Consider the following 20,410-nt stretch of genomic DNA (forward strand, 5'->3'; position numbering starts at 1 on the left):
CTAAACTATTTTATTAATAGAAGTACAAATGCTTCTGCAGAATCCTTTAATGCCAAAATTAAAGCTTTTAGAACGCAGTTCAGAGGCGTGAGAAACGTAAAATTCTTCCTCTATAGATTAACTACTATTTTTGCTTAATTCTAAAATCCCACAACTTTTGCTCTTGATCCAAAGTTTTCGGTTGAAACCATTTTTTAACCAAGCCATACTATTATCGATTTAAAAATAAAAAAGCTGGGCTTTTTTAAAGTCCAGCTTTTTAAACTTAATGAAATAAGAAAGTGTAGGGATTAATATTTATGGATTAAGGATTTTCTTTTATCAGAATAAAGAACCATTTTATGGATGCTTCTTTCTAAGTTTTTAAAATTATATAAAACAATAGTGTTCGGTTTTTTTTGAACTGATGCTTGTTCTCGTTTAAGAGTTCTTAATTTTGAAATCTTTTTTTCTACACCAGTTCTAACATTGTAAAAGGATGCTTTTTTAGCATGACCAGATAGTGTTATAAACAGCGTTAATATTAAGCATACTTTTTTTGAGAGGTTTAGTATATTTTCCATAATAGCAATTTACTTTCTCAAATTTACCTTCTTAATACGGATTTTAAAACATTGATATTAACTACTTTATATGGAATATTAACTGTTATTTTATTGTTACGTTAAAGTTAAATTAATTTAACATATAATTGAAGTGCTAGGTTTAGGAAGAATTTTAAAAAGTGTAGGAGATACTTTTTAATGAAGAATGGTTGAGCTACTCGTTTTTTAAACAAAAAAAAGTGGGCCACCACAGCCCACTTTACCAACTAAACTAAACTAAATAAGACATTAAAACTAATTATTAATGAATTTCGTGTACTCCTTATTATTAGAGTGTATTTTTATTTTATAATTTCCTTTATTTAATTTGAAAACTTTCTCGATTTTTTGAGTGTTTTCAATTTTTTCTGAATGGATTAATTTGTAATCACCTTCAGTAATTTCACCATAAATGCTAATTATTGTAGCTTCATGATTTGGGCAGAATTTTGTTAGATAAACATAATCACCTTCCTGCTTTGTATGCGGCTTGTAATTTGTTGTTTCTCCAGACTTATTAAATTCAACATTAATCATGTTAATTTTAAAAGGAATGGTTTGAACTTCTAAATCTTTATCAACTTCAAAAAAGTAATTCCCAATTGGTAAACCTGTTAAATCAAATCCTTTTTGATAAGTTCCAGCAGATGCTACTAATTTTTTTAAAAGAACGATACCGTTAGTATCTTTAATCGATATTAAATCCCCTTGTTTTACGTTTTCTAGGGTTATCGATGTTACTTTGGCATCCTTCTTAACGCTTACTTTAGCATCTTTTGCAAATCCTAAAACCGAAACTAATAATGCTCCTGCTAAGATTCCTTTTTTTGCTATTGTTATTACGTTTTTCATAAATGAGCCGTTACTAACGTTCAACGGTACAAAGATATGTGAGATGTAAACGTTGAAAAACATCAATTTTGGCTTATTTCTATGCTATTTTATCTGTTAACGAAATGTTAACTAACTGTGAAGTTAATTTAACATATATTTGAGGTAATAAAATATACAATGTATGCATAATATGTGTTAATTTTGCTAATAAAAGACCGGATATATGATTGCTAAGAAACCCACATTAAAGAAATTAAGCCCCAGTTTTGGAAGCTCTATTTTGGTTAAACAGCATGTAGAACAGGTAGATAAGAACGATGCCTTCTGGCATTTTCATCCAGAATTAGAACTTATATATATTAATCAAGGACAAGGGAAAACCCATATTGGAAGCCATCTGTCATATTTTAACAATAGTCAGTTAATTTTAATAGGTTCTAATTTACCACATAATGGTTTTACAGACCGTTTAACCGCTAACGGAACAGAAACCACCATACAGTTTAAGTCCAATTTTTTAGGAGACGATTTTTTAAGTGTTCCAGAAACGGCTAATATTGCCGCTTTATTTGAACGCGCTAAAAAAGGCATTCGTTTTAAAGTTGAAACTAAACTTGCGGTTGGACCCAAAATTGAAGAGTTATACGAGCTAACTGGTTTTAAACGTGTTTTAAAACTTTTAGAAATAATTGATTATCTAGCACAGACTGATGATTATAACTTATTAAATGCCGATGGTTTGGCTTTTGAAGCCGAAGCGCAAGACAGTGCTAAAATTGGTGTGATCTTTAAATATGTGAATAAAAACTTCACACATCACATCGCTTTAGATGAAATTGCCGATAAAGTAAGTATGACCGTGCCTGCTTTTTGCAGATATTTTAAAAAGGCCACAGGAAAAACATTTACCCAAATTGTAAATGAATACCGTGTGGTACATGCTACAAAACTGCTATCTGAAGAATTAGATATGAGTATTGCCGATGTTTGTTTTGAGTGTGGTTTTAATAATTTCTCGCATTTTAATAAAACCTTTAACGACATCACAGGAAAAAGTGCCTCTAATTACCGCAAGGAAATTAAAAAGATTATTAGTTAATCTTATTTAATGCCTTCCCATTCATTATAAAACTGCTCTAGAAAGCCTAACATATAGTTGTGGCGTTCTAGGGCAATTTTTTTGCCTGTTTCGGTGTTCATCCGGTCTTTTAAAAGCAGTAACTTTTCGTAAAAATGATTAATGCTTGGTGCATCCGATTTTTTATAAGCTTCTTTACTCATATTAAGGTCGGGCTTAATTTCAGGATTGTAAAGCGCTCTGTTTTTAAAACCACCATAATTAAAACAGCGGGCAATGCCTATAGCGCCTATAGCATCTAGGCGGTCGGCATCTTGCACAACATCTAATTCGGGCGATTTAAATGTTTGGGCTTCATTACCACCTTTAAACGAAATGTGCTTAATAATATTTACCACATGGTTTATAACAGCATCGTCTACCTTTAATTCCGAAAGAAAGGCTTTTGCTTTTTTAGGACCAACAGTTTCATCGCCATTATAAAATTTGCTATCTGCAATATCATGAAGTAATGCGCCTAAGGCAATTATAAAGCTGTCTGCTTTTTCAGATTTTGAAATGAGTAAAGCATTTTTATAAACACGTTCTATATGAAACCAATCGTGGCCACCTTCGGCATTAGCTAAAGTCGTTTTTACAAAGGTTATGGTTTTATTAATTATGACTTCGGAAGTGTGCATGGTTTAAATTATTAGGGGTTTAAAGCTGAAAAGTATTACTCTGATTTTTGAAGTCCTGAATCAGGATTCAAGAGTTAAGAGACAAGAATCAAGATTTGATTTTACGAAACTATTTTTGAAGCTTTTGTTTTAAATGAAAAAATTCCTTCCAGTTAAACTGAAAGGAATGGATTTATGTTTTTTTATTCCTGTGTAATATTATTTCGTTACAAATGAATGTCGCTTCGAGTGATTTTCGATAGAAAATTGTATCGAGAACTTTTTTTAGCATTGAAATGTTTTCAGTTAAACGAATCTACAATTCAACGATTTAACACATCAACAATCTATTTAATAATCGCTGGTTCAACCCACTTAAATTGGAATGAGTTTTCCGGCACTTTCATACGGTCTGATAAACGATACATTCTCGCAGGAAGTTTCATTAAATAATCTCTAGCTTTTTCAGCTTCATCATTTAATCCTGTAATTTTATCAATTTCCCAACGGTCTATTAATTTTTGAAGGATATCTACATAATCTGTAGCCGTGTAAACACCAATACGTTGTGCGGTATTAGAAAACTCTTCGAAAGCAGAACTTATTTTACCACCCGATTCTCTTAAAAAATGTGCAGGCATGGTAATTTTTTGTTTCATCATGTAATGAAAAGCCATCATCATTTGACTAGGATCAACTTTAAAAATACGATCTACAAAATCGGAATAGGCATGGTGGTGGCGCATTTCATCACCAGATATAATTTTACACATTTTAGACAAACGTTTGTTGCCCACATCTTTCGCTATTTTAGCAACGCGATTATGCGAAATATAGGTTGCTAATTCTTGAAAACTCGTGTAAACAAAGTTTTTATAAGGATCTCTATCGGTTCCAATATCAAAACCATCGGCAATTAAATGCTGTGTGGTTTTTTCAATTTCTTTCATATTTACCCTTCCAGAAAGGTAAAGGTATTTATTAAGCACATCGCCATGTCGGTTCTCTTCTGCAGTCCATTGGCGTACCCATTTGGCCCAACCATTTTCTTTCCCGTCCATTTGATCTACACCTTCAACATCCATCAACCATGATTCATAGGTTGGTAAAGCTTCTTCGGTAATCATGTCTCCAACTAAAACTACCCAAAAGTCATAAGGCAATTCTTTAGCAAGCTCTCTAATTTCTTTAACCTCTTCGAAAAATTTTTCATCGGTAGTTTCAGAATTCGGTAAAAAGTCGGTTGGTTGCCAAATGGAGTCAATTGGAATTAAATATTTTTCCATTAGGGCGTCAACGTCTTTTTCCAAAAACTTCATGACTTCTAATCTTTTATTTTTCAATGACATGTGTTGTAATGTTATGGTTCGATACTGTTTGTAATAGTAGTTTCAATACTATGTATTAGCTCTTGTTTATCTACAAAGGTACTAACTTTTAAAGGCTTATGCACAGTAAAAGTGATATGAGTGCCCAAACCCATTGGGAATTTGCCATATTTTAACATTTTCCATGAATTATTTATGGTGATAGGCACTACAACGGCTGAAGGAATTTTTTTAAATAGAATATCCAAACCTTTTGTTTGAAACGGTTTTGGCACCCCATTTTTACTACGAGTACCTTCGGGGAAAATTACAGCCGCACGTTTGGTGTTTTCTATATAGTCGCCAAATCTTATTAATTCAGGAATGGATTGCCTAGGATTTTTTCTGTCGATTAATGCTGCACCGCCATGACGTAAATTATATGATACGCTGGGGATGCCTTTACCCAATTCAATTTTACTAATAAATTTAGGGTGGTGTTTACGCATGTACCAGGTAATGGGGTAAATGTCGTGTAAACTTTGGTGGTTGGCTACAATAATTAGCGGTTGGTTGGTGTCTATCGTATAAGGATTGGTAAAGGTATAGCGTGTGCCTAAAATATTGCCACAACGCATTAGGCAAAATTGTAAGGCATCGACACTTTTTTTATGTGCCTGATAACCAAATATATTAAAACAAAACCATTGTATACCATGAAATATAACAAGCGTTATAAAGAAAAACAGTAGATAAATTACCGTTAGAGGGTATGATAATATTTTTTCCATGCTCCAAAAATAAGTAAATCTTGGTTTCCCTGTTTCTTGATGCGCTTGTTATTTTTTCAAGCCTTACACAGCAGGCTTTTAAACAACAAAAGAGGCCTGTTCAAGCCTCTTTGATATTGTTGTGTTTAAAAAGTCTCACTAAAAGTGATTGCTTTTCTTTAGCAATTTTTAGCAATTCTCGTTATAAGCATCTTTTAAGTTGTCTGCAATAAGTTCTGCAGGACGCCCTTCAATGTGATGACGCTCTAACATGTGAACCAATTCGCCATCTTTAAATAAGGCCATACAAGGAGAACTTGGAGGAAACGGTACCATATGAGCACGTGCTGCATCAACAGCTTCTTTGTCTACTCCTGCAAAAACAGTTACGATATGATCTGGTTTTTTAGCGTTGTCTAAACTCATTCTAGCACCTGGACGTGCATTGGCAGCGGCACAACCACAAACTGAATTTACAACCACTAAAGTTGTTCCTGATTTAGCTAAAGCTGAATCAACCTCTTGTGATGTATGTAATTCTTCAAAACCAACTTTGGTTAAATCTTCGCGCATTGGTTTTACTAATTCTGCTGGATACATATTTTTAAATTTTATTAATTAACAATTTTGATTGCAAAGATACCAATTGTGTAACAATTCTATAAAGCAATCAACTAACAAATATTATATTTACACGCTTAAATGATGTTTTACTAAAATAATGCGCGTAAAAGGATTAAAATGATGGGTTTCAGTATTATGAAGCCTGTATGATTAAAGTTTGACGCTATTTAAAATAAATACTTACATGAGTTTTTCAAAATGGATTGGTGGTGCGATAGGATGGTCTTTAGGTGGTCCAATTGGAGCAATAATAGGATTGGCGATTGGGAGTTTAATAGATTCATTTTCAAAAAACGGAAATAGCCCCTTTTTTGGTGAACAAGAAACTACTTATCAGGGTAGAACAAGGCAGCATCCGCAAACGCAATCCGGCGATTTTGAAGTGAGCTTACTTATATTGGCTTCTTCAATTATAAAGGCTAATGGCAAACTGGATCAGCGCGAGTTAGATTTTGTGCGTCAGCAATTTGTAGGTATGTACGGAAAAGAACGCGCCAATCATGCTTTTAAACTTTTTAAAAATATAAACAAACAACAGGTTTCTATTCGTCCGGTTTGCTTACAAATTAGACAAATGATGGATCATGCTTCGCGTTTGCAACTGCTTCATTTTTTATTCGGAATAGCTAAAGCCGATGGCTTCGTAACTCAAGATGAGGTTGATAAAATTTACACCATTGCAGGCTATTTAGGAATTTCGGCAAGAGACTACGAAAGTATTAAAGCTATGTTTTATAGTAGTAGCGATGCAGCATATAAGGTTTTAGAAATCGAAAAAAATGCAGCGGTAGAAGACATAAAAAAAGCCTACCGTAAAATGGCAAAAAAATACCACCCCGATAAAGTGATTCATTTAGGGCCTGCGCATCGTAAAGGCGCTGAAGAGAAGTTCAGACAAGTGCAAGCTGCTTACGAGCAAATTCAGAAAGAACGCGGGTTTTAATTAAGTTTTTAGGTTACTTTTTATGCTTAAACAAGCTAGTGTAATTACTTCATTTTACTTCTGTACTTCTAAGCGATGCGTGGTATGTGTCTTATTTTCAGATGTATAACTTTTTGTTTTTAAGCCCATATTAGCTATAATTATTGTTTTGTAGTGTTTTTATTACTATCTTTAGTAGCAGGACTACAACTTAATAAAAACAATAAAATTATTAATTATGGCAAGTAAAAAAACAATAGAAATCGTGAAGTCGACTGCGCCTGTACTACAAGTACATGGAGAAGCAATTACTAAAGTGTTTTATGAGATTTTATTTGATAAACATCCCGAGTTAAAAAATGTTTTTAACATGGTAAATCAAAAAAAAGGCACGCAACAAAGGGCTCTTGCCAATGCTGTGTTTCAGTATGCAGTTCATATTGAAAAATTAGAAATGCTTGGTGATGCCGTAGAACTTATAGCGCAGAAACATGCAAGTTTATCCATTCCAAAGGAAGCCTATCCAATTGTTGGAGAAAATCTACTTATCGCCATAAAAAAAGTATTAGGTGATGCAGCTACTCCTGAAATTATCGATGCCTGGGCTGAAGCTTATGGCGATTTGGCGGTTATATTTGTAACTAGAGAAGAAGAGTTATACAGTAGTAGGGAAGAAAGTATAGGTGGCTTTAGAGGTATGAAAGAATTTGTAGTAACCCAAAAAATAAATGAAAGCTGTAATATCACCTCGTTTTATTTAAAAAGAAAAGATGGCGAACCCATTCCAAAATTTATTTCCGGTCAGTACATTGCCATTACTATTGAAATCCCTGGGACTGCGCATAAACATACAAGAAATTATAGCTTATCCGATTCTAATGATAAAGATTATCTAAGAATAAGTGTTAAAAGAGAAGAAGGAGATCCAAATGGAACGGTTTCTAATTATATCCATTCTAATATTGAAGTCGGTTCTGTTTTAAATTTAGGAATGCCTTCAGGAGAATTTGTTTTAAAACCTACCAAAAACCCTATTGTTTTTATTAGCGGAGGAGTAGGCATTACCCCTTTGTTGAGTATGCTTAAAGCAGCCACTAAACGCCATGAGAATATCACTTTTATTCAATGTGCATTGAATAGTGATTATCAGGCTTTCGATGCTGAAATTAATGACCAAATTAGCGATAAATCAAAATTTGTAAAAGTGTTTGATTTACCTTTAGCTTCAGATGTTCTTGGAGTAAATTATGATTATAAGGGGTATTTCAGGTCTGAAATATTAAGCGATTTAGGTATTTCTAGAAATAGTGATTTTTATTTCTGTGGACCTAAACCATTTATGGCTAATATTCTGTCTATTTTAGATGACTTAGGTGTGAAAAATGAAAATATTAATTTTGAATTTTTTGGTCCGTTTGAAGAATTGAGTGTCGGTAAATCATAAACAGGAGAAACCTAAAATAAAGCTGTCTGAAAAGTATAGTTACAAATTAAATGTAACTATACTTTTCAGACAGCCAAATTTGTTGTTTTTAATTAAGAGGTACCGCAAGATACACATTGATGGTACTGTTTTTTCCATCTGGAATGGTGTATGTTTCTCCAGCAAATGTTCTTTCTTTACCTACGGTAGATAATCCGTAATTATATCTTAAACCAAAGCCTACGCTATCCAAATCGAAGCCTAAACCTATAGAAAGTCCTGTATCAAATTTGTTGAAATCATCATTATCATAATTTTCTTCAAAATCGAAATCACCACTGTCTGTTTCGTTAGTCACTTTGGCGTTTAATAAATACGCAAAGTATGGTCCCGCATGAATATTAATGTTATCAGCTACATTAATTTTTAATAGTACCGGCAGTTCTAGATAATTCAGTTTAAACTTAGCAGTTCCGGTGGCAATGGCATTATCGTAAACCGATTCGGAGCCTTTTCTAGAATATAATAGCTCGGGTTGTATGGAGAGTATATTTGTAATGGGGAAATTTGTGTACAAACCGGCATTAAAACTGGTTAACATATTATCGTCATCGACATCATTATCGTGTAAATTGGAAAAGTTTAAGCCGCCCTTAACACCAATTTGTGGTTTTGATGTATCATTAATTTGAGCGTTTGAAGTTGCTGTTACTCCAAAAATTAGTAACATGGCTATTGAAATTTTGCCTAGGTTTTTCATATCTATTTTGTTTTTTATTTGATATGACAAAGATGAAACCTGAAGCGTGTATTTGCATTACATCATTTTTTTTAAGTCTTATAGGATTTTCATTTTATGAACGTTTAAAACATAAAAAAGCCAACGCAATTCGTTTGGTGCGTTGGCTTTTTTATTTCAATTTCCTATCTAAAAAGATAGCGATTAATTGGGTTATAGACTTGTGTAAGTTCTAGTTTCTTCGCCTTTTGTAAGGATGAAAACCAAATTTCCTTCCGAGTCTTGGTAAACTGTATCTAACAACCAACCTTGATTTGAAGCAGCTTCTAACAAGCATTTACGAACATCAGGGTTTTTTAAGTCTAATTTTAATTCAGTAGCACTAAGTGAAATTGAAAGTAAAAGCATCAAAGATGCGCATAGTAGTTTTACATTTTTCATATTGAGAGTGTTTAATTATTATAGGATAAATTTAAAACATCTCGAAAAGCCCTGTAAATATTATGGTTTATGGGTAAATTTAATCGTTAAGTAGGCAGTTTTCAACTAAATAACATTGCAATTAGTTGGAAAAATTAAGTTCCGATTTATTTTTTTCAACTCGTAATTCTACTTGACGTCCAAAAATTAAAGCGCGATTATCTTTCGCGTGGCCTGCATGCATATTAAATGCAATAGGAAAATTATAGTCTTTTAAAACATCTAAAATAAGTTGTTGGGCAGAGGTTCCCCAAGGAGTTGTGTTTTTCTTGATTTTGGTTAAATCGCCAACAATAACCCCGTTGCAATGATCAAAATATCCAGCACGTTTTAAACTTTGTAATAAACGATCAATATGGTATTTGTATTCGCCAATTTCTTCAATAAAAAGAATTGTTCCTTTGGTTTCTATTTGCGATTTAGAACCTAACATGGTTTGTAAAATGGTAAGATTTCCACCAACTAATTCGCCCGAAGCATTTCCTGTTTTATTATAGGTTGAAGCTTCTAAAGTATAAGACAAGGGCTTGCCAAATAGCGCATCTTTAAAGGTTGAAATGGTTTCTTTAATAGTTTCTGGTGCGTCTTGTAAACTGGTGCACATCATGGCGTGAAGCGATTGATAGCCTAAATTATGAACATCGCTATGAAGGGCTGTAATATCGGAATACCCAATAACCCATTTCGGATTTTTTTTAAAGGCCGTCCAATCCAATCGGTCTAAAATTCGCACTGCACCATAACCGCCGCGGGCACACCAAATGGCTTTAATGTTTGGGTTGTCTAGCGCATTTTGAAAATCTTCACAACGCTCATCGTCAGTACCAGCAAAATGATTGTTTTGTGTAAACACATGTTTTCCAACCACGCTGTGTAGTCCCCAACTTTTTAAAAGCTCCTGGGCATTTTTAATTTCGCCTTGACGATTTTTTAAAATTCCGGAAGGCGCCACAATGGCAACGGTATCGCCTGCTTTTAAATATGGTGGTTGTATCAAACTGCTATTCTGGTTTTTATCAGCTGTATTTTGGGCATGACTTTTTTCTATTCCGAAGAAAAAAATAGCACATAATAAGCTTATCGTTAGTAGGTTTTTAGACATAACGTAAAAGTACATTTTTTTTCTAAATGGCTTGTTAAATGATTACTTTTGTGGCTTGAAAATAATGCGAAAGCATGCGTAAATTGAAGTTAACCTGCGCGAAAGGGCAGTCTGAAAATATTTAAATTGATGAATAAACCAAAACGTTATACAGTCACCACCGCTTTACCTTACACCAACGGCCCAATTCACATTGGCCATTTAGCAGGCGTTTATGTGCCCGCCGATATTTATGTGCGTTATTTACGCCTAACGGGTAACGATGTTGCTTTTATTGGAGGTAGCGACGAACACGGTGTGCCTATTACGATTAAGGCGAAAAACGAAGGGGTTTCTCCGCAAGATATTGTAGATAAATACCATGCGATTATAAAAAAATCGTTTGAAGATTTCGGAATAACTTACGATAATTATTCGCGTACTTCGGCACCTATTCATCATGAAACGGCTTCAGAATTTTTCAAAACCTTATACGATAAAGGCGAGTTTATTGAAGAGTCTACCGAACAATTATACGATGCTGAAGCGAATCAGTTTTTAGCCGATCGTTTTGTGGTAGGAACCTGCCCCAAATGTGGCAACGAAGAAAGTTATGGCGACCAATGTGAAGCTTGTGGTACCAGCCATAATGCTACCGATTTAATTAATCCGAAATCGGCATTAACAGGAAACACGCCTACATTAAAAGAAACTAAACACTGGTTTTTACCATTAGATAAACATGAAGCTTTTTTAAGAGAATGGATTCTTGAAGGACATAAAAAAGATTGGAAACCTAATGTTTACGGCCAAGTAAAATCTTGGATAGATGATGGTTTGCGCCCTAGAGCCGTAACCCGCGATTTAGATTGGGGAATTCCTGTGCCTGTAGAAGGTGGCGAAGGTAAAGTGTTATACGTTTGGTTTGATGCCCCTATTGGTTACATTTCTTCAACTAAAGAATGGGCCGCTCGCGAAGGGAAAGATTGGGAACCGTATTGGAAAGATAAAGACACCAAATTGGTGCATTTTATAGGAAAAGATAATATCGTGTTTCACTGTATTATTTTTCCAGCGATGCTTAAAGCTGAAGGATCTTACATCATGCCAGATAATGTGCCTGCTAACGAGTTTTTAAACTTAGAAGGCAACAAATTATCAACCTCTAAAAACTGGGCAGTTTGGTTACCAGAATATTTGGAAGAATTTCCAGGTCAGCAAGATGTATTGCGTTATGTTTTAACGGCAAATGCTCCAGAAACAAAGGATAACGATTTTACTTGGAAAGATTTTCAAGCCAGAAATAATAACGAATTGGTTGCTATTTTCGGAAACTTCATTAATAGAGTCGTGGTTTTAACCAATAAGTACTATGAAGGTGTTGTGCCAAGTCCAAACGATTTTACAGACGTTGATGAAGAAACTTTAGCTGCTATAAAAGCGTATCCAGATGTGATTTCAAGTTCTATAGAGCGTTACCGTTTTAGAGAAGCAGGTCAAGAATTAATGAATTTAGCGCGTTTGGGTAATAAATATTTAGCTGACGCTGAACCTTGGAAAGTGATAAAAGTAGATGAAGAACGCACCAAAACCATCATGTATGTGGCGCTTCAAATCGCATCGGCTTTAGCCACTTTAAGTGAGCCGTTTTTACCGTTTACTTCCGAGAAACTTAAAAATATTCTTAAGTTGACTAATTCTATTGAAAGCGAAAGTCATGCTGAGCTTGTCGAAGCATCACAATGGAATGAAATAGCTACTAAAAAAGTGCTTCTTCCTGCTGGACATAAAATAGGACAAGCCGAATTACTTTTTTCTAAAATTGAAGATGAAACCATCCAGAAGCAATTGGATAAATTAGAAGCAAGCAAAAAAGCCAACGAAGTAGCTAATAAAAAAGTAGAACCTCAAAAAGCCACCATTACTTTTGATGATTTTACAAAACTAGATTTACGAGTAGGCACCATTTTAGAAGCCGAAAAAATGCCAAAAGCTAAAAAGTTATTGGTTTTAAAAGTAGATACAGGCATCGATGTACGCACCATAGTTTCTGGAATCGCCGAAAGTTTTAAACCCGAGGATATTGTTGGAAAACAAGTGACGGTTTTAGTGAATTTAGCTCCTCGTGCCTTACGTGGTGTAGAAAGTGAAGGCATGATTTTAATGACCGAAAACGCCGAAGGGAAATTGGTTTTTGTTAATCCAGATGAAGCAAATGTGGCTAATGGATTAACCATTAGTTAATTTTTCGGTTTATGAAGAAATTTATTTGTGTTCTAGCTTGTTTGCTGTCTTGTTTTCAATTGGCTTTTAGTCAAGAGGTTGTTTTAGACTTTGAATGTGAACAGGAATCTAAAAGATTGGCTAAGGAGACCTTTTCTATTTCAAATCTTGAAAATAACGATTTGGCTATTTTCGTAAAGGAAAAGAAAACCATTCAAGCGTATTTGTTTGATGCTTCCTTTAATGAGAAAGTACATTTTAGTTTCGATTCAGATAAACGAAATAAATACGATAAAGTATTAGGAACTAAAGTTGTAGGGAACCAATACAGTTTGGTGTATTCTAGTAGTAATCGTAATAAATATTGTGTTTTTACGGTAGACTTTTCAACAAAAAAATATAGCGTAAAAGAGTTTAAGGTTGATTTGCCTAGAGAGGCATTAATTAAAGCCATTAATTACAAGAATACTATTTATTTCTTATCCTCTAATGCCGATAACGAAATTATAATTCGCGAATTGGATGATGCATATCATTTAAATGTAATCAAAACTCATGCTTTGGATTTAGAACGCTCACAGCGACTAAGTGATTTAGATTATTTTAGTTTTGATGACTTATTCAGTAAAGGGGAGAGCCAAGTTTTTGAAATAGTAAATACGGTGCCAAATAGTATTGAATTGGTTTCTGAAGATGCTAAAATTTATAGAAATGATGATTCTTTATATTTAACTTTCGATTATAAGAGAACAAAATCTACTTTAATGATTGTTATCAGTTTAATTGATTTCAATATTCAAAGAAAAGAGTTTGCTTATGCTATTGGTAAAATAGGCGATTATAAGAGGTATAATTCCTATTTTCTAGATGGTAAATTATTTCAAATAGCGAGTTCAAACAAAGAAATGAGTTTAAGGGTGAAATCTATGACAGATAGTGTTTTAAAATCGTTTTACTATCACAAGGAAGCGCCTATAGCCATAAGAAATTCTATTATCACCCAAGACGGAAACACAGCAGTGCCCTGGGTAACGACCAGAACCTTTGATGAGACTTCTAAGTTTTTACGTAAAATTTCTTCTGGAGGCATTGGTGTTAGTGCCTACAAAGTAGGGCCGCTTTATCATTTAACTATTGGCGGAACTAAAGAGGTTAGAACAAGTACGCCTATGGTGATGCCTGGAATGGCAGGTGTTACAATTGCTAGTCTTGGTAGTGTAGCAATAACCATAAATCCTGTTGCATATAGTTTTAGCGGATATGAATCATCAAAATCAACATATTTTAGAACCACACTAGATGCTGGTTTTAACCATGTACCAGGCGCCACTGAAGAAAATATTTTTGAAAAAATAAAAGCCTATAGCGCGTTGACGGAATATTGTTCTAACGAAGATGTGTTTTATCATAATAACGAATTGCTTTTTGGTTATTTAAATCAGAAAGAAGGGAGATATAAATTGGTGAAGTTTTAAAATCCTTATAAACTAAAACAGCTATTAATTATATAAAATAAAAATATTATCTTGTAAAGAGTTTGAAGATAATATCGGTAATTTTGAATAATTAATTAAAACCATAATATGAAAAAAATAGCTTTAGTATTAATCACTTTAAGCCTTATGGCTTGCGGAACCACAAAAACTGCTGCTCCTGTAAAACCCAAAAAAGTAATGAAAGGGGATTGGGTGCTAAATTCAATTACTTACAGCGAAGCTGGCGAGTATAATGTCACATTACTAAATGACGAAAGTAAAGCTTGCTTTGAAGGCAGTACTTGGAATTTTGTAACCAATAATAATAAAGGTAGTTATACCATTAATGGTGCAGATTGTAGTGTTGGAAAACGTGATTTTATTTTTACCATTGATAAAATTGACGAACAGTCCGGACTTTACGATTTTCTTATAAAGCCAACCGATGCTAAAGGAAAATCGGCTACCAATCAAGGTTTTAGACTGCATCTTGCTTCATTTTCAGAAACAGAAATGTCTTGGGATCAAACCGTGTCTGTTGATAATAAACCTTTTGTTATTAGCATGCATTTTTCAAAAATGTAAATTCGTATTAAACGCTTAAATAAATAAATTTCACCCTCAAAAAATAAAAGATGAAAACATACTTAAAAAAATCAGCTGTGGTAGTATTAGCTGCCATTGCATTAGTATCATTTGTAAATTGTAAAACCGTTGATAATGCCAATAATAAACAAAAAGGCGCTGCTATTGGTGCAGTTGGAGGTGCTATTTTAGGTGCCATTATTGGAAACAATGTAGGCCATGGTAATAGCGAATTAGGTGCTGCTATTGGTGCTGCCATAGGTGGTGGAGCCGGAGTAGTTATTGGAAATAAAATGGATAAGCAAGCACAAGCAATCGAGCAAGAGGTGCCAGGTGCGCAAGTAGAGCGTGTTGATCAAGGTATTGTTGTGACTTTCGAAGACGGAAGTGGTGTGTATTTTGCAACCAATAAATACAATATCAATTCAGAATCTCAAGAAACATTAAATAAATTAGTTGGTGTATTTCAAGATCATCCAGATACTAATTTATTAGTTGTTGGTCATACTGATAGTCAAGGAGACGCAAATTACAACATGACACTGTCTAAAAACAGAGCAAATGCTGTAACAGGTTTCTTAAGACAAAACGGAATAAGCTCAAGCCGTTTAACAACGCACTGGTTTGGTGAAGAGCAGCCTATCGCAGATAATGGAACTGCTGAAGGTCGTGCTAAAAACAGACGTGTAAATATTGTTATTGTACCTAATGACGAGATGATTAAAGAAGCTAAACAGGAGGCTGGAAATTAAAAAACAGGCTTTAAATAACTTTTTAAGAAGTCCCCTAAAATCTATTTTTTAGTGGACTTCTTTGTATTTATAATTTAATTAAGACCTATTATAATTAAGGGAATTAAGTAAATTCTCATGTAAAATTAAATAAAGAAATCTGTAACTTTACAAAAAAAGGAAGCATTATGTTATCAAAAACTATAGAAGACGCGCTAAATGCGCAAATAAGAATAGAAGCAGAATCCTCTCAAATTTATTTAGCTATGGCCTGTTGGGCAGAGGTTAAAGGCTTAGAAGGTGTTGCTAATTTTATGTATGCTCAATCTGATGAAGAGCGTGAACACATGTTAAAATTAGTAAAGTTTGTAAACGAGCGTGGTGGCCACGCTAAAATATCGCAATTAAATGCGCCAAACGTAACTTTTACCTCGTTTAAAGAAATGTTTGAAAAATTATACGAGCATGAAGTTTATGTGTCGCAAAGCATTAACGAATTGGTGCATATAAGTTTACAAGAGAAAGATTATGCATCGCATAACTTTTTACAATGGTATGTAGCCGAACAAATAGAAGAAGAGGCCGTAGCCCGTACCATTCTTGATAAAATAAATATGATTGGCGACGATAAAGGTGGCTTGTATTTATTTGATCGTGATATCGAAAATTTAACCGTTACTACAGCGGCAACTCCTGGGCCACAGTAATTTTAACATTTAACCTTATTTAGATTTAATTAAAATAATATATATTTGCCGAGAATATGAATTTTAGCATTCTATTGTGGGCAAGAAAAAGAAGCAAAAAAAGGCAGAGAAAAAATTACGAAAACTAGGATTAGAACTTCCTAAAAAAGTAAAGAGTAACTGCTGTGAAAAATTTAAAAAAGGAGAAAACAAAAGGTGTTCAAAATGCCCTTGTTTCGATTTAATAAAGAAAGTAGCCTAGTTTTTTGGCTCGCTGAAACCGTTTCAGCAGGGTGTCATAGATTAACAACGCTATTTTATATAAGATAAAAGACCTATTCGTGTAAAAACGTTTAGGTCTTTTGTGTTTCTACTTGAATGAGCTTCGCGCGTAGTTGAGAAGCGAAAATTTAAAGAAGATTAATTGTTCTCGACTCCACTGCCTAAGCATTGAAATTTAAAATATATTTTTACTAAGTACGGTCTTCTAGCGGAGTCGATAAGAGAGGTTTTATTTAAAATTAACAGAACACCATCGTGGTTTTTATATGTTTTTTTAACACGTAATGGTTTTAAAAAAAGCAATTTTTTAAGCATAAAATTCTTTAGTTTAGCGTTTATTCAGTTCATTCCATTAGCATGATAAATTATATAGTTCAACACACTCAGCTTCAAGAACAATCGGTTAAAAATACCGTGGCTTTATTAAATGAAGATTGTACCATTCCGTTTATTTCACGTTACCGAAAAGAACGAACAGGTAATTTAGATGAGGTTCAAATTGGTGAAATTGTAAAATTCAAAGAGCAATTTGAAGCTTTAGAAAAGCGAAAAAAAGCCATTTTAAAAGCTTTGGAAGAACAAGAGGTGTTAACGCCTGAATTAGAACAAAAAATTGAACAAACTCAAGACTTAACTGCGCTTGAAGATTTGTATCTCCCTTATAAAAAAAGCCGAAAAACAAAAGCCGAAAAAGCCAGGCAACAAGGTTTAGAGCCCTTAGCAAAGATTATCATGTCTCAGAACGCTAATGATGTGGAATCTATAGCTTTTAAATATGTAAAAGGCGACATCACTTCGGTTGACGAGGCTTTGGAAGGTGCGAGACATATTATTGCCGAATGGATTAACGAACGCAGTGATATTCGAAATAACATCCGTTATCAGTTGGAGCGTTTTGCTATGATTTCCACGAAAGTGATAAAAACCAAAGCCGATGATGAAAATGCTCAAAAATTCAGAGATTATTTCGATTGGGAGGAAAACTTAAGCCGCATGCCCTCGCATCGTTTTTTAGCCATTTTAAGAGCAGAAAAAGAAGGTTTTATTCGCGTTAAAATTTCGATTGATGATGATCGTGCTTTAGATAAAATTGAACAAAAAGTAATACGTTCTAGAAACGCTTGCGCGGAACATATTGAACTGGCTATAAAAGATAGTTATAAACGCTTATTGCTGCCATCCTTAGTTAATGAAGCACTTCAAATTGCTAAAGATAAAGCCGACGAATCTGCCATTAGCGTCTTTGCGAAAAACTTAAAACAGTTGTTATTGGGTTCGCCTTTGGGGGAAAAACGTGTTATGGGCATCGATCCTGGGTTTAGAACAGGCTGTAAAGTGGTGTGTTTAGATGCGCAAGGGCAGTTAAAATATAACGAAACTATCTATCCGCATCCGCCAAAAAGTGATAGTGTGGGAGCTATGAAAAAAATAAGTTCTTTAGCCGATGCTTATAAAATTGAAGCCATAGCGATTGGTAATGGCACGGCATCACGAGAAACCGAAGCTTTAATTAGAAAAGTGCATTTTAAAAACGATGTTCAGGTATTTGTGGTAAGCGAAGCAGGCGCCAGTATTTATTCGGCATCTAAAATTGCCCGTGAAGAATTCCCAAATTACGATGTTACGGTACGTGGTTCGGTATCTATTGGTAGGCGTTTGCAAGATCCTCTAGCCGAATTGGTTAAAATTGATGCGAAATCTATTGGTGTTGGGCAGTATCAACACGATGTCGATCAGGCTAAGCTTCAAAAGCAATTGGATGTGGTGGTTGAAAATTGTGTGAATGCGGTTGGTGTAAACATTAATACGGCGAGCAAATCACTGTTGAGTTATGTTTCGGGAATTGGACCTAAATTAGCCGAAAATATTTTTAACCATAGAAATGAAAATGGGGTATTTACATCTAGAAATGATATTAAAAAAGTACCGCGTTTAGGCGGCAAAGCTTTTGAGCAAGGTGCTGCTTTTTTAAGAATTAAAGGCGCTAAAAATCCTTTAGATGATTCTTCAGTACATCCGGAAAGTTATTCCATCGTTAATAAAATGGCGAAAGATTTAGGGAAATCGGTTCAGGATTTAATAGGGAATTCAGCACTACTTCAAAAAATAAATTTAAAACAGTACTGTACGGAAACCGTGGGTTTGCTTACGCTTGAAGATATTATTAAAGAACTTGAAAAGCCAGGTTTAGATATTCGAGAGCAAGCCAAAGTATTTACTTTTAATCAAAATATAAAAACCATTAACGATTTACGCGAAGGCCAGTTGCTTCCAGGAATTGTAAATAATATTACCAATTTTGGTTGTTTTGTAGATGTAGGCATCAAAGAAAGTGGTTTGATTCACGTGTCTAATTTATCGGATAGTTTTGTAAAAGATGTCACTGAACACGTAAACTTACATGAACAAATTATTGTAAAAGTACTCGAGGTTGATGTTCCGCGAAAGCGTATACAATTAAAACTTCATAAATAAGCATTCCTTTAATTTACGGCTAATATGAATAAAGCAAGACTAGCTTTGGTTGTTGGGATTTTGTGTATATCGGTGTTTCCAATCTTGGTTAAGCTTAGCCTTTCACCAGGTGTGGTTTCGGCTTTTTACCGTATGGCATTTTCAATTTTATTACTACTGCCTTATGTTTTGGTAACTAGGCAGTTTAAAGTTGTTAGTTTAAAATTAGGGGTATTGGCTGCTTTATGTGGTGTGATTTTTGGCAGTGATGTGGCTGTTTGGAATATAGCTATTCAAGAATCTACCGCTACTCAAGCTTCTTTATTAACCAATTTATCGCCTGTTTGGGTGGGTTTTTTGAGCTTTTTCTTTTTGAAAGATAAACCTAAAGTTAATTTTTGGATAGGTACTATAATTGCAGTTTTTGGTATGATAGTGCTTGTTGGTTTTTCAGTTTTCAAGAACTTAGATTTCGATTTGGCTTTTAGTTTTGGTGTACTTTCGGGAGTTCTTTATGCTTTTTATATGCTGATTAGTAAATACGTTTTAAAGGATATGAATGTGTTTACGTTTATGACCATAAGCTTATCAGCGTCTTCAATATATTTATTTTTTGTGAGTTATTTTTTGAATGAACCGTTTTCGGGTTTTTCCAATTTAGGGTGGCTGGTCTTAGTTGTTCAAGCGGTTGTCTGCCAATTGTTGGCTTGGTTGCTTATTAGTTATGCCACGAAAAGTATGAGAGCCACTAGGGTTTCAGTGAGTTTGTTAGCTCAGGGTATTTTGGCCTCACTTTTGGCTTGGTTATTTATTGGTGAAGCCATTTCGCTTCAAATGGTAATTGGTGGTATTATTTTGTTATGCGGTATTGCAGTAACCTTCTATGAAAAGCCGCTTTTAAAAATCAGAATAAAAAAAGACGAACCCTAAATTGAATTCGTCTTTTTTTATAAGAAAGTTGAATCTTATTGATTCATGTTTTTAATTTCATCTATAAACGTGTCTAAATCTACACCGTTTTGTACCAAAGTTAGGGCTTTATCTACAATGTATTTTACATTTACAGCATGAAATCCTAAACCAACACCAATTTTGTTTAATAAACGGTGTTCTGGGTCGCCTTTAATTTGATCGACGTGTACCATTCTTACCAAATCGTATAAGCGCTCTAAGCGGCGATCGTAAGAAGATGGTGGGTTTATAGGGTGCGATTTATAATCCTTTAAAATAATATTATATACTTCTTCGTGAATATCTAAATTGCGTGCTAATCGATCTAAAAAGGCTTTTTCATCTGGCGTTATGATGCCATCGTCCATAGCGACACGCACAATAGATGCAAAATGATTTTCGTTACGTTTTTTAAATCCGTTATCAAATAAGTTTGAAATTGACATCTTTTTTAAGTTTAATTTTGAGCAAATATAATTAAACTTTGATGCTTTTTTATCTAAAGAAGTGCTTTTTGTGTTT

Annotated in this window: 21 protein-coding genes; 11 read left to right on the forward strand and 10 right to left on the reverse strand. The window is 34.1% G+C overall.

What is annotated here, in order from left to right; all coding sequences use genetic code 11:
• Positions 1 to 138: transposase (locus H6X70_RS15610; protein WP_194765898.1), on the forward strand; the 138-nt coding region annotated here is incomplete at its 5' end.
• A gap of 152 nt (positions 139 to 290) precedes the next feature.
• Here the strand turns inward: H6X70_RS15610 and H6X70_RS15615 are convergent.
• On the reverse strand, positions 291 to 563 hold the full coding sequence (locus tag H6X70_RS15615) for a hypothetical protein (RefSeq protein ID WP_194768634.1): 273 nt from the start codon (positions 561 to 563) through the stop codon (positions 291 to 293).
• 276 nt (positions 564 to 839) lie between these two features.
• Positions 840 to 1,436, reverse strand: coding sequence for a hypothetical protein (locus tag H6X70_RS15620; RefSeq protein WP_194768635.1), 597 nt, complete (start codon positions 1,434 to 1,436; stop codon positions 840 to 842).
• 205 nt (positions 1,437 to 1,641) lie between these two features.
• Between H6X70_RS15620 and H6X70_RS15625 the strand changes: the two genes are divergently transcribed.
• Positions 1,642 to 2,517 (forward strand): AraC family transcriptional regulator, encoded by an 876-nt coding sequence (locus H6X70_RS15625; protein WP_194768636.1) that lies wholly within the window; start codon positions 1,642 to 1,644, stop codon positions 2,515 to 2,517.
• A 2-nt stretch (positions 2,518 to 2,519) separates the two neighbouring features.
• Here the strand turns inward: H6X70_RS15625 and H6X70_RS15630 are convergent, their stop codons facing one another.
• The 4 genes from H6X70_RS15630 to H6X70_RS15645 form a co-directional block, all read right to left on the reverse strand.
• Positions 2,520 to 3,176 carry an HD domain-containing protein gene (locus H6X70_RS15630; RefSeq protein ID WP_194768637.1) on the reverse strand — a complete coding sequence of 219 codons (657 nt, stop codon included), beginning with the start codon at positions 3,174 to 3,176 and terminating at the stop codon, positions 2,520 to 2,522.
• A 326-nt stretch (positions 3,177 to 3,502) separates the two neighbouring features.
• Positions 3,503 to 4,504: an acyl-ACP desaturase gene (locus tag H6X70_RS15635; RefSeq protein ID WP_194768638.1), complete on the reverse strand. Its 1,002-nt coding sequence runs from the start codon at positions 4,502 to 4,504 to the stop codon at positions 3,503 to 3,505.
• An 11-nt stretch (positions 4,505 to 4,515) separates the two neighbouring features.
• On the reverse strand, positions 4,516 to 5,253 hold the full coding sequence (locus H6X70_RS15640; RefSeq protein ID WP_194768639.1) for a lysophospholipid acyltransferase family protein: 738 nt from the start codon (positions 5,251 to 5,253) through the stop codon (positions 4,516 to 4,518).
• 168 nt (positions 5,254 to 5,421) lie between these two features.
• Positions 5,422 to 5,832: a BrxA/BrxB family bacilliredoxin gene (locus tag H6X70_RS15645; RefSeq protein ID WP_194768640.1), complete on the reverse strand. Its 411-nt coding sequence runs from the start codon at positions 5,830 to 5,832 to the stop codon at positions 5,422 to 5,424.
• Positions 5,833 to 6,040: 208 nt separating this feature from the next.
• Between H6X70_RS15645 and H6X70_RS15650 the strand changes: the two genes are divergently transcribed.
• On the forward strand, positions 6,041 to 6,799 hold the full coding sequence (locus H6X70_RS15650) for a TerB family tellurite resistance protein (RefSeq protein WP_194768641.1): 759 nt from the start codon (positions 6,041 to 6,043) through the stop codon (positions 6,797 to 6,799).
• Positions 6,800 to 7,016: 217 nt separating this feature from the next.
• Positions 7,017 to 8,222 carry an NO-inducible flavohemoprotein gene (gene hmpA / locus H6X70_RS15655; protein ID WP_194768642.1) on the forward strand — a complete coding sequence of 402 codons (1,206 nt, stop codon included), beginning with the start codon at positions 7,017 to 7,019 and terminating at the stop codon, positions 8,220 to 8,222.
• Positions 8,223 to 8,310: 88 nt separating this feature from the next.
• Here the strand turns inward: hmpA and H6X70_RS15660 are convergent, their stop codons facing one another.
• The 3 genes from H6X70_RS15660 to H6X70_RS15670 all read right to left on the reverse strand — a co-directional run bounded on the left by H6X70_RS15660 (position 8,311) and on the right by H6X70_RS15670 (position 10,537).
• A complete protein-coding gene (locus tag H6X70_RS15660) occupies positions 8,311 to 8,961 on the reverse strand; it encodes a porin family protein (protein ID WP_228530398.1) in 651 nt (216 codons plus the stop codon).
• Between the two features lie 192 nt (positions 8,962 to 9,153).
• Entirely contained in the window at positions 9,154 to 9,381 is a 228-nt protein-coding gene (locus tag H6X70_RS15665; RefSeq protein WP_194768643.1) for a hypothetical protein, read from the reverse strand.
• A gap of 121 nt (positions 9,382 to 9,502) precedes the next feature.
• Positions 9,503 to 10,537, reverse strand: a complete 1,035-nt coding sequence (locus tag H6X70_RS15670) for an LD-carboxypeptidase (protein WP_228530399.1) — start codon at positions 10,535 to 10,537, stop codon at positions 9,503 to 9,505.
• 114 nt (positions 10,538 to 10,651) lie between these two features.
• Here H6X70_RS15670 and metG point away from each other — a divergent pair, with 114 nt between their 5' ends.
• The 7 genes from metG (at position 10,652) to H6X70_RS15705 (ending at position 19,867) form a co-directional block, all read left to right on the forward strand.
• Positions 10,652 to 12,745: a methionine--tRNA ligase gene (metG, locus tag H6X70_RS15675; RefSeq protein ID WP_194768645.1), complete on the forward strand. Its 2,094-nt coding sequence runs from the start codon at positions 10,652 to 10,654 to the stop codon at positions 12,743 to 12,745.
• A gap of 11 nt (positions 12,746 to 12,756) precedes the next feature.
• Positions 12,757 to 14,199 carry a hypothetical protein gene (locus H6X70_RS15680; protein WP_194768646.1) on the forward strand — a complete coding sequence of 481 codons (1,443 nt, stop codon included), beginning with the start codon at positions 12,757 to 12,759 and terminating at the stop codon, positions 14,197 to 14,199.
• 108 nt (positions 14,200 to 14,307) lie between these two features.
• Entirely contained in the window at positions 14,308 to 14,784 is a 477-nt protein-coding gene (locus H6X70_RS15685) for a lipocalin family protein (protein WP_194768647.1), read from the forward strand.
• A 50-nt stretch (positions 14,785 to 14,834) separates the two neighbouring features.
• Positions 14,835 to 15,536: an OmpA family protein gene (locus H6X70_RS15690; RefSeq protein ID WP_194768648.1), complete on the forward strand. Its 702-nt coding sequence runs from the start codon at positions 14,835 to 14,837 to the stop codon at positions 15,534 to 15,536.
• Between the two features lie 167 nt (positions 15,537 to 15,703).
• Positions 15,704 to 16,222 carry a ferritin gene (locus H6X70_RS15695; protein WP_194768649.1) on the forward strand — a complete coding sequence of 173 codons (519 nt, stop codon included), beginning with the start codon at positions 15,704 to 15,706 and terminating at the stop codon, positions 16,220 to 16,222.
• A gap of 618 nt (positions 16,223 to 16,840) precedes the next feature.
• Complete coding sequence (locus H6X70_RS15700) at positions 16,841 to 18,958, forward strand: Tex family protein (RefSeq protein ID WP_194768650.1); 2,118 nt, start codon at positions 16,841 to 16,843, stop codon at positions 18,956 to 18,958.
• 24 nt (positions 18,959 to 18,982) lie between these two features.
• Complete coding sequence (locus tag H6X70_RS15705; RefSeq protein WP_194768651.1) at positions 18,983 to 19,867, forward strand: DMT family transporter; 885 nt, start codon at positions 18,983 to 18,985, stop codon at positions 19,865 to 19,867.
• Between the two features lie 35 nt (positions 19,868 to 19,902).
• On the opposite strand, the gene H6X70_RS15710 is transcribed toward H6X70_RS15705, so the two are convergent.
• Entirely contained in the window at positions 19,903 to 20,334 is a 432-nt protein-coding gene (locus H6X70_RS15710; RefSeq protein ID WP_194768652.1) for a TerB family tellurite resistance protein, read from the reverse strand.
• Positions 20,335 to 20,410 lie beyond the last annotated feature (76 nt).

Source organism: Tamlana sp. I1, from assembly GCF_015355625.1.
Classification (GTDB): domain Bacteria; phylum Bacteroidota; class Bacteroidia; order Flavobacteriales; family Flavobacteriaceae; genus Pseudotamlana.